The organism is Limnoglobus roseus, assembly GCF_008254045.1.
Taxonomy (GTDB): Bacteria; Planctomycetota; Planctomycetia; order Gemmatales; family Gemmataceae; genus Limnoglobus; species Limnoglobus roseus.
Map to the genome: position 1 here is coordinate 6,820,585 of NZ_CP042425.1, position 13,425 is coordinate 6,834,009.

Below are 13,425 nucleotides of genomic sequence, written 5' to 3' on the forward strand. Positions count from 1 at the left end.
GGATTCTCGGCTCACCAAACAGTAGGTCAGTTTTTCCCCCTGTCAAACTGACAACCGGCGTTTTCACGGCTGGCAAAAGCCATATCCTGACGGGATATTTTCTCCCCCGTCCGGAACGTCCGACAAAACGCTCCTGAACCTCGCCTGAGATCACCGCATGGCCGTGAATCCCTACGACCCCTGCCCTTGTGGGAGCGGGAAAAAGTTCAAGTGGTGCTGCATCAGCTACTGGGATCAGCTTCAGCTCGCCATGCAGCAACAGCAGCAAGGGCAACATGATGCAGCCCTTCGCACGATGGAAGAACTGACCCACACGCAGGGTAGCCACCCGCAAGTGTGGTGTCACTACGCCAACGTCCTGTTCATGGAAGGAAAGACGGAAGAAGCCGAACAGGCGGTGCAGAAAGCACTTTCGATACAACCCGATTTCCCGATGGCATATTTTACGCGGGCCATGTTCCGCAATGCCGAAGGGGAGGTCATCGGCTCGCTCTTGCTCTTCCGCAAGGCTCTGGAAGCCTACCCGCCAGAAGCGACCGGGCCGATCGCGGACACCTGCGAAATGATCGCCCGGATCGAGTTGATGCTCAACCGGCCGGTCGCCTGTCGGGCGGTCTTCGAACGCGCGGTGAACGCCCTGCCCCACGACCCGGAAATCCGGCAGCAGTTCGACGCGATGTTCGGCCCCGAATCGCGGCTGCCGGCAGCGGCTCGTAAGGGCTACACGTTCCGCCCGACGATGCGATCGCTGCCGACCGGGACGAACGCGACAAAGTTCAGCGACGCGAAGGCGGCTTACGACAGCCTGACGAAGCAGATCCCCGAAGACCCGGCCGCGTGGTTCAACCTCGGCCTCGTCCGGGCGTGGCTCGGCGAGCAACCGCAAGCCGTGGAGGCGCTGAACAAGTCGCTGGAACTCGAAGTCGACGACTACCGGGCCGAAGAAACGGCCGCCCTCGCCGAAGTGCTGAAGTGTGCCCAGGGGATGGAGGCCGACGCCGACTACGTCGAACATCGGGCATTCCTGCAAATTCGCGACCCGCAGGCCGTCTCCGGATTGTTGCAGGCGTACGTTGAAGGCGGCCGGATGATCGCGCCGCAGATGTCCGAGGACGGCACGCACTTCAGCGCGCTGGTCGTGGAAGCCCTGCCGAGCATCCTGGAAACGGGGACGAAGCTCGCGAAGGTCGTCGCGAACATCAACATCACGGCCGGCGTGATTCGGCTCTGGTACCCGGTCGAAGAGACGCTGCGAAAGGTCGTCACCGAAGTCCGCGAACGCCTCAACTTGGCCGTCAGCGAGCCGACGTTCAACCTCGGGCCGATTCAGTTCGGTGACATCGCTCTGGACGCCCTCGCCTACCCCGTTCGCACCGCCGACGTGACGGAAGCCGAGAATAAGCTCCGCGACTACGCCACGAACTACTTCGAAAATACCTGGCTGCACAAGCCGTTGCGCTCGCTCGGCGGCGTCGGCCCGATGGACGCGGTCGGCAGCAAACTGATGCGGAAGCGTGTCCTCGGCATCATCAAGTTCGTCGAAGGTTGCCTCCTCGGGGCGGCCCCGCGGAAACGGCGCGGTGAGGAAACCGAGCCAATTCAGATCTACGACTTCAACCGCCTCCGCCACAAACTCGGCATCGAGATGGTTTCGGTCGCCGCTCCGACGCCCGTGCCGCAAGCCCCGGCGGCTCCGACCCCGGCCAAGCGAGACTTCACGGCGATGAACGCGGCCGATCTCTCGGCCCTCGCGTCGGCCGATCTGTCCGCGAGCGAACTCGAAGACGCCATGAAGGCCGCGATCAAGCTCGATGCGCGTGAACTTGCGGTCGCCTTCGCGAAGACCGGCACCACCAAGCCGTACGACGCGGCGAAGCCGGACCGGTACCCGTTCTTCGCCTGTCTGATGACGGCCGCCCTCAGTTCCGGCGACACCGGCGAAGTCGTCCGCGTGGCCAATGAAGGCAGTCAGTACGACAGTGAACACAACGCCGGCAAGCGGTTCAACGACTACGCCCTGCGGAAGATCGCCGTCCTTGCGAAGAAGGGCGAGTATGAAGCGGTCGAGCAGGAGTACAACACGATCCTCGACCGCACGCCGAACGACGGCAACCTGTACGTGAAGGCCGCCGAGACGTTCCTTGGGGCGAAGCAAGGTTCGCGGGCGAAGGGCTTCGCCGAGCGCGGCCTGGCGAAGGGCAAGGAGCAGGGCAACCGCGACCTGCAAGCGGCGTGCGGTGAACTCCTGGATGCCGCGAAGCGTTACTCGTAAGGCGACTCTCCCACCGGCGAGGAATTAACCGTGTCCCCACGCATCTGCTCGGGTGTCGGCGTTCTTTGTGCGGTGGGTTCGCTCTTGCTGCTGGGCGGGTGTTCGAAGAAGGCACCCGCCCCCGCTGTTCCCGCCGCCGCTGGAGTTGCGCCGGCGAACGCGACTCCGGTCGTTGGTGCCGCCCCTCAACAGCCCATCCCCCAACGCCAGCCAGAAGTGCGGGCCGACCAGAAAAACGGCACGGTTTACCAGGGTTGGGGCCAACTCTACGATCCCGCCAACGACACGGAAGTGTCGATGGAAAACGGCCGGTTGTCCATGACCGTGCCGCCCGGATTGCACGACATCAATCACCAACTCGGCGGGATGCGGGCCCCGCGAATCCTCCAGGAAGTGACTGGCAACTTCACCCTCGAAGTGACCGTGACCGGCGACTTCACGCCCGGTCCGCAGTCGGCCAAGAACGGCGTCGCCTCGTTCAACGGGGCCGGCCTCTCGCTGTGGCTCGACGAGCAAAACTACCTGCGGTTGGAACGGAATGCGTGGTGGAACGCTTCGGCCAAGAGTTACACCGGCTACACCCCGCTCTACGAAATCTATGTCAACGGTCGGATGCTGCCGACCAACCCCGGCACCGGTTCCCCGACCGACTTTTACAAGGGCCCCTCGACGCGGTTCCGCCTCCAGCGAGAGGGCATCTACCTCGTGGCGTCCTACAGCCTCGACGGCACCGCCTGGAACGTCGTCCCACGCCTGGCCGCCACCCTTCCGAAGAAGGTTTACGTGGGAATCGGCGCGGTCAGCACGTCGAACCTCCCCTTCAACGTGGTCTTCGAAGACTTCAAACTCGAACAAAAGTGACGGCTCATTTCGCCCGGAGGCCGTCGGATCAAGTGGGTTCGAATTGACTCCGGCGATACTTCGTCTAAACTAATAGACAATGTTAGTTCAGACTACGCGATCGCCCGGATCACCCATGACCCCTATCATCACTCGAACCTTTCTTCTGCTGATCCCTACGCTTTTGGCGTCACTGGCGGGGTGTACGCCGCGGACGATCCCCCCCGACGGCAAGTTGCACGTCGTCTGCACGACGAGTCTCATCGCAGACGCGGTTCAGCGAGTGGGCGGGGATCGGGTCACGGTCGAGTGCCTCATGGGGCCGGGAGTCGATCCGCACCGGTACAACGCTTCCGCGGGAGACATTCAAAAACTGACCGCCGCCCGCATCGTCTTCCACCACGGTCTGCACTTGGAAGGCAAGATGGGGGACGTTCTCGAACAGGAACGGTCCGGGCAGAAGAGTGTCGTCATTACCTCGCGGCTCACCGACAAGCAACTCCGGGCCAGTGACGGCGGCGACGGGCCGCACGATCCGCACGTCTGGTTCGACCCGACGCTGTGGGCCGACTGTTTGCCGCTAGTCGTGGAGGCGTTGAAGGACGCCGACCCCGAACACCAGAAGGAGTACGACACGGCCGCGAAGCAGTACCGCGACGAGTTGCTGGCCGTGGACCGCGAGCTGGAGAAACTCGCCCATACCCTTCCGGCCGAGCGGCGAAAGCTCGTCACGTCGCACGACGCCTTCGGCTACTTCGGCGCACGGTACGGCTTCGAGGTCCACGGTCTGCAAGGGGTTTCCACGGCGAGCGAGCCAAGTACGAAGACGGTTAGCGAACTCGCGGAGTTCCTGGCCAAGAACAAGATCGCGGCCATCTTCGGCGAAACCTCGGTCCCGACGAAGGGCCTGCTCGCCGTGATGGACGCCACCGAGCAACGGTACGGGCACAAGGTCCGACTCATCGGCGGCGACCTGGCGCTCTACTCCGACGCGCTCGGAGAACCGGGGTCGCCGGGGGAAAACTATCTCGGCATGATCCGCCACAACATGACGACCATCGTGACCGCGTTGAAAGACCCGAAATGACGCCGGCCGTCGAAGTTCACGACCTGACGGTCGCGTACCAACAGAAGCCCGCGCTGTGGGACGTGGACCTGACCGTCACCCCCGGCAGCCTCATGGGCATCGTCGGGCCGAACGGCGCGGGCAAGACGACGCTCCTCAAGGCGATCCTCGGCCTCATTCCCGTCGTCTCGGGAGACGTGTTGGTTCACGGTAGGCCGTACCGACAGCAGCGCCGCCGCGTGGCCTACGTGCCGCAGAAGAGTTCCGTGGATTGGGACTTCCCCACCACGGTCTTCGACCTCGTCCGCATGGGAACTTACGGCCGCCTCGGTTGGTTCCGTCGGCCGTCGCGAGCCGAGAACGACATGACCCGCCAGGCGCTGGCCCAGGTCGGGCTGACCGACTTCCGGGACCGGCAGATCGGCCAACTCTCCGGCGGACAACAGCAGCGGGCCTTCCTCGCCCGATCGCTCGTGCAGGAAGCCGATGTGTTTGTGCTCGACGAGCCGTTCCAGGGCGTGGACGCGGTCACGGAGCGGGCCGTGATCGACATCCTGCGTAAACTTCGCGACGAGGGGAAAACGATCCTGGTGGTTCACCACGACTTGACCACCGTGCCGACGTACTTCGACGCGGTGACGTTGCTGAACGTGCAGGTGATTGCGAGTGGCGCTGTCGGTGAGATTTTCACGCCGGAAAACCTCCACCGCGCCTACGGAGAAGCGGCCCGGTGATCTCTCACCGGGCCGTCGGTCGTCACTTCTTCGCGAAGGCCGGGTGCTTCTTGTTGCCACCGGATTCGAGGTAGGCGATCAGGTCCAGAACGTCGTCCGCCGACAGCACGTCGACGAGGTTCGCGGGCATCGGCGAGAGCTTGGACGGCTTCTTCGTCTCGATGTCGGCCTTCTTGATCTCGACCCGTTTCGAGTCGAGCGGGTCGGGCTGAATCGCGATCTTGTCGGCCGTTTCATCGACGAGCCGCCCCACGATGACCTTGCCGTCGAGCGTGTTCACTTCGAGGTTCTGGAACTGCTCGGAGAGAACCTTCGACGGCTCAATGATCGACTCCAACAGTGCCCGCCGGTCGAAGCGACTGGCGACGGCCGTCAGTTCCGGCCCGACCGACCCACCGTAATCGCTGAACCGGTGGCACTTCGCGCACTGGGCGTCGGCGAAGGCTTGTTTCCCCTTCTCGAAGTTGCGGCCAACGCTCGCCTTCTCCAGTTGCGGGAGCACATCGTCCATCGTCCACTTCTTCACGAACGGCCGCGACTTGGCTTCCACCGTCACGGTCGCGGCCTTGTCGATCGCGGTGATGACCGGCGTCAGTTCTTTCTGCTCCGCCGCCGACATGTTGGCGACGTACTCCTTGAGGAAGTTCTTCAGGAAGTTGTTGTAACTGTTGCCGTCCGCGTAACCCCGGCCGGCCTCCGCGAACCAGCGGACCAGTTCCGGCGGGTGGGCCATTTTCCCCTTGTCCTTCGTCCAGTAGCCGAGGTACTCCTTCCGCTGGTCGATCGTCCAGAAGCCGACGGGCAACGTCCGCAGGTGGAACAGGTAGTGGAAGCGGTCCTCCTGCGTTTTGGCCTCGGCCATCAACCTCAGGCACTTCGCGAGAACCTTCGGCGATTGCAAGTAAACGAGCACCTGCGCCGCCTCGCGGTTGAACGCCTCGGCGGTAGCGGGGAAGATCGCGTCAATTTCGGCGGAGAGCTTGCGCGTTTGCTCGGCCGACGGATTGCCGTGGCGGGCCATCGCGACTTGCAGCACGCGCAGCTTTTCGAGCTTGAGTTCGGGCGACAACTTGTCGAGCGGGAACTTCTCCAGGGCCGCGAGTAAGTCCGTAAAGTCCTTGAACTCGCCGCACCGGGCGAGTGCGAGCAGCGCCGTCATCGCAGCGAGCGGTTCCTTCTCGCCCAGAGCTTGCGACTTCCACTCGGCGACGGGCTGGAACTCGATCGCCACGCGGGCGGCCGAGCGAAGGTGGCGGTCTTCGTGGTGCAGTTGCGGCCACGCGGCTGCCACAGCTTGCGGGTTCTTCTTGCCGTGGAAGGCTTCGAGCGAGTGGCGAATCTGACGTTCCGCCGCACCGTCCGTGTTCGGTTGGGCTGCGGCGTCCGTCGGTTCCGTGCCGGTGTAGGTGACGCGGTACAGACCGGCCTGGTTGTTCCGGCCGCCGGTCGTGAAGTACATCGCCCCGTCGTCGCCGATGACGATGTCCGTGAGGTTCAACGGCTTCTTCGGCGACTTACCGTCCAGCCCCATCGGCGCGACAAAGTTCTCGAAGGTCGCGGTGTAACTCGACCCCTTCGGCGTGAGGTGAACGGCGATCAGTCGGCCGTAGGACCAGTCGCAGATGTAAATGGCCCGTTGATACTTCGCCGGGAACTTGGCCCCGATCGCATTGCTCACCCCGGTCGGTGAGCCGACGCCGATGTTGACGGTCGGCGGCACGCTATCGAGGTAATTGTCCGGCCAGACGCCGGTGCCGGACCGCCAGCCGTGCTCGGAACCGCTCGTGCAGTGGTTCACGCGGGTCGGTCGGTACCACGGCATGCCCCAGTCCCATTCCATGTCGCTGTCGAAGGTGAACAGTTCGCCGTCGGTGTTGAAGGCGATGTCGTAAGCGTTGCGGAAGCCGCCGAGGACGAGTTCCCACTCCTTGCCGTCGGCGTCGGTGCGGACGACGTAGCCGCCTGGGGCGAGGATGCCGGCCGCGTGGCCGTTGCCGTCCCACTGGCGCGGCAGGAGCAGGTCTTCCCGATAGTTGCGGAACGGCGACTCGGGCGAAACCTTCTCCGGGACGTGCGTGTGGTTGCCGATCATGACGTACACCTTGCCGTCCTTACCGAGCGCGAGGCCGTGCGCCCCGTGCTCGCCGGCCGAGCGGAAGTCTTTCAGGAACTTCACGTCGTCGTACTGATCGGCCCCCTTCGTATCGCGACAGCGGTAAAGCCCATACCCACCGGCCGGCCCTGCCCCCATCACGTAGAGGCTGTCGTGTGCGACCAACAGGCCCATGACTTCCGTGATCGGCAGTTGAAGTTTCTCCGTCTTCTCGACGCGGCCGTCTTTCAACGTGACCCGCAACATCGGCTGGTTGCGCTGCCCGCCGATGATGAGCCGCCCCTTCGCGTCTTTGCAGAGGTTGATCCACGACCCTTCGACGGCGGCGTCCGAACTGGCGAGCAGTTCGACCTTGAAGCCCGGCAGGGTCGCGAGCGCGTCGGCCGGCGTGGCCTCGCGCTTGGGCGCTTGCTTCTTCGCGTTGTTCTGGCCGTGCGACAGGGTCGCGATGGCCAGCAAGATGATGAGAGAAAGTCGGTACACGGGGAGCCTTTCACGTCGAAACAGGATGAGAACAAGCGGCGGGGTGGGCGGGGTCGGATCAGTCTATCACGCGGAGGCCGGGCGTTCCATCGGTTCCGCGGTCGGATTCTCCTCGGCCCAACTTGGTGCGGTGGCCTCGTAACTCACGCGCTCGTTCGTAACGGGATGGGTGAAGGTCAACCGGGCCGCGTGCAAGCAGAGCGGCGGGTCGCCGACGGCGAGGGTCTGCGTTTCGCCGAGGCGGTCGCCACGCAGGTACATCGGGTCGCCGACGATCGGGAAGTCGAGGTGCCAGAGGTGAACGCGAATCTGGTTCGTCCGGCCGGTGTGCGGCCGAACGTCGAGCAGGGCCGTGCCGTCGGCGAACCGCTGTCGCACGCAGAAGTCGGTACGAGCGGGCAAGCCGTTCTCCGGGTCGACGCCCCGGGAGCCGACTTCGCCCGCAAGGTCGCGAATCGGGGCGTCGCAGGTGAACACGTCCTCCGACGGGTGGCCCTGCACACGGGCGAGGTAATGCTTCTCGACCGTCCCACGCTCGAACTGCGGCTGAACGAGTTTGGCAAATTGCGACGTGCGCGTGAACACCATCACGCCCGTCGTGTTCGCGTCCAACCGATGGGACGGCCGCGGCCGTTGCGGGGCGTACACTTCACGGAGAATCATCTGCAAGCTGTTCTTGTTGAACCGCCCGCACGGGTGAACCGGCAGCGGTGCGGGCTTGTTCAGGACGATGATCGCCTCGTCCTCGTGCAGAATGTGAACGTCGGCGTTCACGTCCGGCTCGCTCGCCATCGGCTGCCGGTGGAAGTACAGCTCCCCTTCCCTCACAACGCGGTCGGCCGTCACGGGATCGTGATTCGCGTTGAGAAGGCGACCCGCCGCGATCGCGGTGCGCCAGTCCTCTGGCGGGACGTGCTTCAGGATGCCGCCGAGGAAGTCGAGCAGCGGCCGGCCGGCCATGTCTGCCGGCACCGAGATCGGCCGGACGTTCTCATACGGCACGCTTCCCGGCAACGGCGACGTGACCCGCACAATCGCCGTCTGATGCTCGGCCATCTCTCGCGAGTGGATTTCCTCGCTCGACCGGAAGCAGTGCAGGCAGGACACGCCTTCGACATACCGCCCGTCGGCGAGTTCGTCACTCGTCAGCGGTGTCTGGCACGCGAAGCAGAGGCCCTTCCCCGATTGCTCCAGGCTCGCTTCCAGGCCAACGCGCTTGTCGAAGACGAAGCACTCCCCCTCGTAGTGGTCGCCGCCGCACTCCTCGAAGTATTTGAGGATGCCGCCGTCGAGTTGGTAGACGTGTTCGAAGCCCTCCCGCCGCATGAACGGCCCGGCCTTCTCGCAGCGGATGCCGCCGGTGCAAAACATGACGACCGGCTGTCGCTTCATCTCCTCGGGCAATCGGCCCACGGCTTCGGGGAACTCGCGAAAGTGGGCGATGCCAATGGGCAGCGCGTTTTTGAACGTCCCGAGTTCCACCTCGAACTGATTCCGCGTGTCGAGCAACGTCACGGGTCGGCCGGCGTCCAGCAACTCTTTCAGTTCGCGCGGGGACAGTTTCGGCGCGGGATCGCGGGCCGGGTCGATGCCGGGGACGCCGAAGGGGATGATCTCTTTCTTGATCTTCACGAGCATTCGCGTGAACGGCTGATCGTCGCTGTCGCTGAACTTCGGCTGAAGGTTCTCCAACCCCGGCACGGCTTCCAACTCCGTCAGCAGTCGGTCGATGTCGCCCCGTTGCCCGGCCACGAAAAGGTTGACCCCCTCGGTGCTGAGCAGGATGGTGCCCTTCAAGTTCCCGTCACGGCAGACGGCGGTCAGGTGTTCGCGAAGTGGCTTCAGGTCGGCGAGCGGGGCGAAGCGGTAGAGCGCGATGTTTGTGATGCGGGGCATGGTCAACCGTGCAAAAGTCTGCGTCGGAGGAAAGTCGTCATTCTATCGCCGTTCGTCCGGGCGGCGGGAATCTCCTACAGTATCGCTCACCGCTTCTCAAGGAGTCGTCATGCTCTCCCGCGTCACCTCTCTCGTCGTCCTGTGTGTGCTGCCGTACTTCGCCACCGCCGCAGATCGGCCCGACATTGTTTTTGCCGACTTCGAAGGGAGTGACTACGGCCAATGGACCGCCACCGGCACGGCCTTCGGCACCGGCCCGGCGAAGGGGACACTGCCCGGTCAGATGGCCGTGACCGGCTTCCAGGGCAAGGGGCTTGTGAACTCCTTTGCTGGCGGCGACAAGAGCACCGGCACACTGACCTCGCCGGAGTTCGTCGTCGAGCGGAAGCACCTGAACTTCCTCATCGGCGGCGGCGGGCACGCGGGCAAGACCTGCATGAACCTCGTAATCGAGGGTAAGGTCGTTCGCACCGTGACCGGCCCCAACACCGCACCGGGCGGCAGTGAAGAGCTAGCCGCGGACGGCTGGGACGTAACCGAGTACGCCGGGAAGAAAGCGAAGTTGGTCGTCGTTGACACCGCCACCGGCGGGTGGGGCCACATCAACGTGGACCAGATTGTGTTCAGCGACGCGAAGCCTGAGAAGCCGGTCCGCGAAATCGCGGTTCAGAAGCGATACCTTCACTTCCCGGTCAAGAACCGCGGCACCGTCCGCCACGTCAAGGTTTTCCTGGGCGATGAGATCGTTCGCGAGTTCACGATCGAACTCGCCGACGGCCCGCCCGACTGGTGGGCACCGCTCGACGTGTCCGCGTGGCAAGGGAAGACACTCCGCGTGCAAGCGAACAGCCTGCCCGCGAAGTCGCAGGGCCTTGCCACGATTTCGCAGGACGACGCGGTGAAAGGTGAGAACCTCTACGCCGAAAAGTTGCGGCCGCAGTTGCACGTCTCGCCGCGGCGCGGGTGGAACAACGACCCGAACGGCATGGTCTACGCCGACGGCGAGTGGCACCTGTACTTCCAACACAATCCCTACGGCACCGAGTGGGGCAACATGCACTGGGGGCACTGGGTCAGCAAAGACCTCGCGCGATGGGAGGAGGTCTCCGTCGCGGTCTACCCGAAGAAGTTCGGCGACTGGGCATTCTCCGGCAGCGCGATCGTGGATCACGCGAACACTTCGGGCTGGAAGACGGGGCCGAACGAGTTGCTCGTCGGCGCGTACACCAGCACCGGCCGTGGCGAGTGTATGATCTATTCGAACGACAAGGGTCGCACTTGGACGGAGTTCGCAGGCAACCCCGTCGTGAAGCACGCCGGCCGCGACCCGAAGTTGCTCTGGCACACCCCGTCGAAGCAGTGGGTGATGGCCGTCTACGACGAGGCCGACAAGAAGCAGTGGATCGCCTTCCACACCTCGCCAGACCTGAAGGCGTGGACCTACCGCAGCCGGATTGAAGGCTACTTCGAGTGCCCCGACCTGTTCGAGTTGCCCGTGGACGGCGACGGCAAGAATCGCAAGTGGGTGCTCACCGCCGCCAACAGCGACTACCAAGTCGGCACGTTCGACGGTGCGACGTTCACACCGGAAACCAAGAAGATCAAGGGCGTTCGCGGCAAGGGCTTCTACGCCGCTCAGACGTTCGCGAACGCCCCGGACGGCCGGGTGATTCAGGTCGGCTGGCTGCAAGCCCCGTCTCCCGGCATGGCGTTCAACCAGGCGATGAGCATTCCGCTGGAGTTGAAGTTAATGCAGACCGCCGACGGGCCGCGGCTGAGTTGGTCGCCGGTGAAGGAACTCGACTCGCTCGCCGCCAAAACGACCCGCGTGGGGGCGGCCGAACTCAAACCGGGCGACGACCCGTTGAAAGACCTTCACGCCGAGTTGCTAAAACTCAACCTCGAATTGACGCCGTCCGACGCGGCCGTGGTGGAACTCAAAGTTCGTGGCGTCCCAATCCGTTACGACGCCAAGAAGCAGGAACTCGACGCGAACGGGCACAAAGTCGCTGCCCCGTTGCGCGGCGGCAAACTTCGCCTAACTGTGCTGGCCGACCGGACCAGTTACGAAATCTTCGCCGCCGACGGCCTCGCCTACGTGCCCATTCCGGTAATCCCGAAAGCGGAAGACAAGAGCTTGTCTCTCACCGTAACGGGGGGCACGGCCAAACTCGAATCAGGCGACGTTGGTGAGTTGAAATCGATCTGGTCGAAGTGATGATCCAGAAAGGAAGGCGGGTTCAAGATCCCGCCTTCCTTTTCGCGAACCGCGAGATTTCAGTCCCCTCCGGTGGCGGGTTGATCGTCGGCGAGCGCTTCGACTTGTCGGACGACGAGACTGGAGACGTGCTTCACCATCGCGTCGAAGTCTTTGCCTTCATAACCCGCGTCCTTTACGGCCCTGCGGACGGCTCGGTCGTCCTCGCCGTTGAGTTTTTCCGTCGCCACGATCGCCGTCGCGGAGTCTGTGCGCTCCCAGGCGTTTTGGCGCGACACGCGAACGCGGTCGGCGATCTCTCGTGCGGTCAGCATGATTCGTCCCTCGAGGTCAGAGATGTGAGAGGTTCTGAATCCATCTCAGAGTGTATCGAGTTCGCAAGTCGTGTGCCACGAAAAACTCTGCCAACCGCATCAGGCCAAAATTCCTTTCACCACCTCTCCGTGTACGTCGGTTAACCGGAAATCCCGTCCCGCGTGCCGGTAGGTCAGCTTCAGGTGGTTCAGTCCCAACAGGTGCAGCATCGTGGCGTGCAGGTCGTGGAAGTGGACCTTGTCCGCGACCGAGTAGTAGCCGTACTCGTCGGTCGCGCCGTAGCTGATCCCCGGCTTGATGCCACCGCCGGCGAGGAACATCGTGAAGCCGTGCGGGTTGTGGTCGCGGCCGTTCTTGCCCTGCGCCACTGGCGTGCGGCCGAACTCCCCGCCCCACAGGACGAGCGTGTCCTTGAGCAACCCGCGGCGCTTCAGGTCGGTCAGCAACCCGGCGATTGGCAAATCGACTTCCTTCGCGTTCTTCGTGTGGTCGGCCTTCAGGTTCTCGTGCTGGTCCCACTTGTAACTGTGCGAACACTGGATGAACCGCACGCCGGCTTCCGCGAACCGCCGGGCGAGGAGGCACTGCCGGCCGAAGTTCGCCGTCGCCGGGTCGTCGAGGCCGTAGAGCGCCTTCGTTTCCTTCGTCTCTTTCGTCAGGTCGTGAACCGCCGGGGCCGCCGACTGCATGCGGAACGCCATCTCGAACGACTCGATCCGCCCTTCGAGTGCCGGGTCCGGGCCGAGTTGCGCCAGCCGTTCGCGGTCCATCTCGCCGAGTAGGTCAATCTCCCGCCGCTGCTGCTCGCGCGATGTGGTGCCGGCAATGAACGGCACGTTCGCCCGGTCCGACGGGACGCCGGAGTTGCCGAGCGGCGTGCCCTGGTAAATCGCGGGCAAGAACGCAGACGAGAAGTTGTTCACGCCGCCGTGGGACAGCGACGGGCAGATCGTAATGAACCCCGGCAGGTCGCGGTTTTCGGTGCCGAGGCCGTAGTTCACCCACGACCCCATGCTCGGCCGGACGAACGTGTCGCTGCCGGTGTGCAGTTCGAGCAGCGCGCCGCCGTGCCGGGAGTTCGACCCGTGCATCGACTTCACGAAGCACAGGTCGTCCACGTTCTTCGCGACGTGCGGGAACAGCTCCGACACCCACGCCCCGCTCTGGCCGTGCTGTTGGAACTTCCACGGCGACCCAAGCAGGTTGCCCGTGGCGCTGGAAACGACCCGCGGCTTCGGGAACGGCAGCGGTTTGCCGTCGTCGGCCGTCAGCTTCGGCTTGTAGTCGAAGGTGTCGACCTGACTCGGGCCACCGTGCATGAACAGGAAGATGACGCGCTTCGCCTTCGGCTCGAAGTGCGGGCCTTTCGGCGCGAGCGGGTTCGCCGTCTCCGCGCGGGCGAGCATGTCGGCGAGCGCAAGCCAGCCGAAGCCGATGGCGGAGGATTGCAACGCTTGACGGCGGGACAGGACTGGTGTCATCGCGGTG

General features: G+C 64.1%; 9 protein-coding genes. 5 read left to right on the forward strand and 4 right to left on the reverse strand.

Features of this window, described 5'->3' with window-relative positions:
- The first annotated feature begins 157 nt into the window (after positions 1-157).
- From PX52LOC_RS29110 to PX52LOC_RS29125, 4 genes are all read left to right on the forward strand, one after another.
- Complete coding sequence (locus PX52LOC_RS29110; protein ID WP_149113375.1) at positions 158-2,272, forward strand: SEC-C domain-containing protein; 2,115 nt, start codon at positions 158-160, stop codon at positions 2,270-2,272.
- Between the two features lie 30 nt (positions 2,273-2,302).
- Entirely contained in the window at positions 2,303-3,133 is an 831-nt protein-coding gene (locus tag PX52LOC_RS29115) for a DUF1349 domain-containing protein (RefSeq protein WP_149113376.1), read from the forward strand.
- Between the two features lie 115 nt (positions 3,134-3,248).
- A complete protein-coding gene (locus PX52LOC_RS29120; protein WP_149113377.1) occupies positions 3,249-4,199 on the forward strand; it encodes a metal ABC transporter solute-binding protein, Zn/Mn family in 951 nt (316 codons plus the stop codon).
- Entirely contained in the window at positions 4,196-4,912 is a 717-nt protein-coding gene (locus tag PX52LOC_RS29125; RefSeq protein WP_149113378.1) for a metal ABC transporter ATP-binding protein, read from the forward strand. Before PX52LOC_RS29120 ends, PX52LOC_RS29125 begins: the two co-directional genes overlap by 4 nt.
- Positions 4,913-4,934: 22 nt before the next feature.
- On the opposite strand, the gene PX52LOC_RS29130 is transcribed toward PX52LOC_RS29125, so the two are convergent.
- On the reverse strand, positions 4,935-7,508 hold the full coding sequence (locus PX52LOC_RS29130) for a c-type cytochrome (RefSeq protein WP_149113379.1): 2,574 nt from the start codon (positions 7,506-7,508) through the stop codon (positions 4,935-4,937).
- A 66-nt stretch (positions 7,509-7,574) separates the two neighbouring features.
- On the reverse strand, positions 7,575-9,404 hold the full coding sequence (gene trhO, locus PX52LOC_RS29135; RefSeq protein WP_149113380.1) for an oxygen-dependent tRNA uridine(34) hydroxylase TrhO: 1,830 nt from the start codon (positions 9,402-9,404) through the stop codon (positions 7,575-7,577).
- A gap of 109 nt (positions 9,405-9,513) precedes the next feature.
- Between trhO and PX52LOC_RS29140 the strand changes: the two genes are divergently transcribed.
- Positions 9,514-11,622 (forward strand): glycoside hydrolase family 32 protein, encoded by a 2,109-nt coding sequence (locus PX52LOC_RS29140; RefSeq protein ID WP_149113381.1) that lies wholly within the window; start codon positions 9,514-9,516, stop codon positions 11,620-11,622.
- A gap of 59 nt (positions 11,623-11,681) precedes the next feature.
- On the opposite strand, the gene PX52LOC_RS29145 is transcribed toward PX52LOC_RS29140, so the two are convergent.
- Together PX52LOC_RS29145 and PX52LOC_RS29150 are read right to left on the reverse strand one after the other, a co-directional pair.
- On the reverse strand, positions 11,682-11,936 hold the full coding sequence (locus PX52LOC_RS29145) for a hypothetical protein (protein ID WP_149113382.1): 255 nt from the start codon (positions 11,934-11,936) through the stop codon (positions 11,682-11,684).
- Positions 11,937-12,035: 99 nt separating this feature from the next.
- Positions 12,036-13,418 carry a DUF1501 domain-containing protein gene (locus tag PX52LOC_RS29150; RefSeq protein WP_149113383.1) on the reverse strand — a complete coding sequence of 461 codons (1,383 nt, stop codon included), beginning with the start codon at positions 13,416-13,418 and terminating at the stop codon, positions 12,036-12,038.
- Positions 13,419-13,425 lie beyond the last annotated feature (7 nt).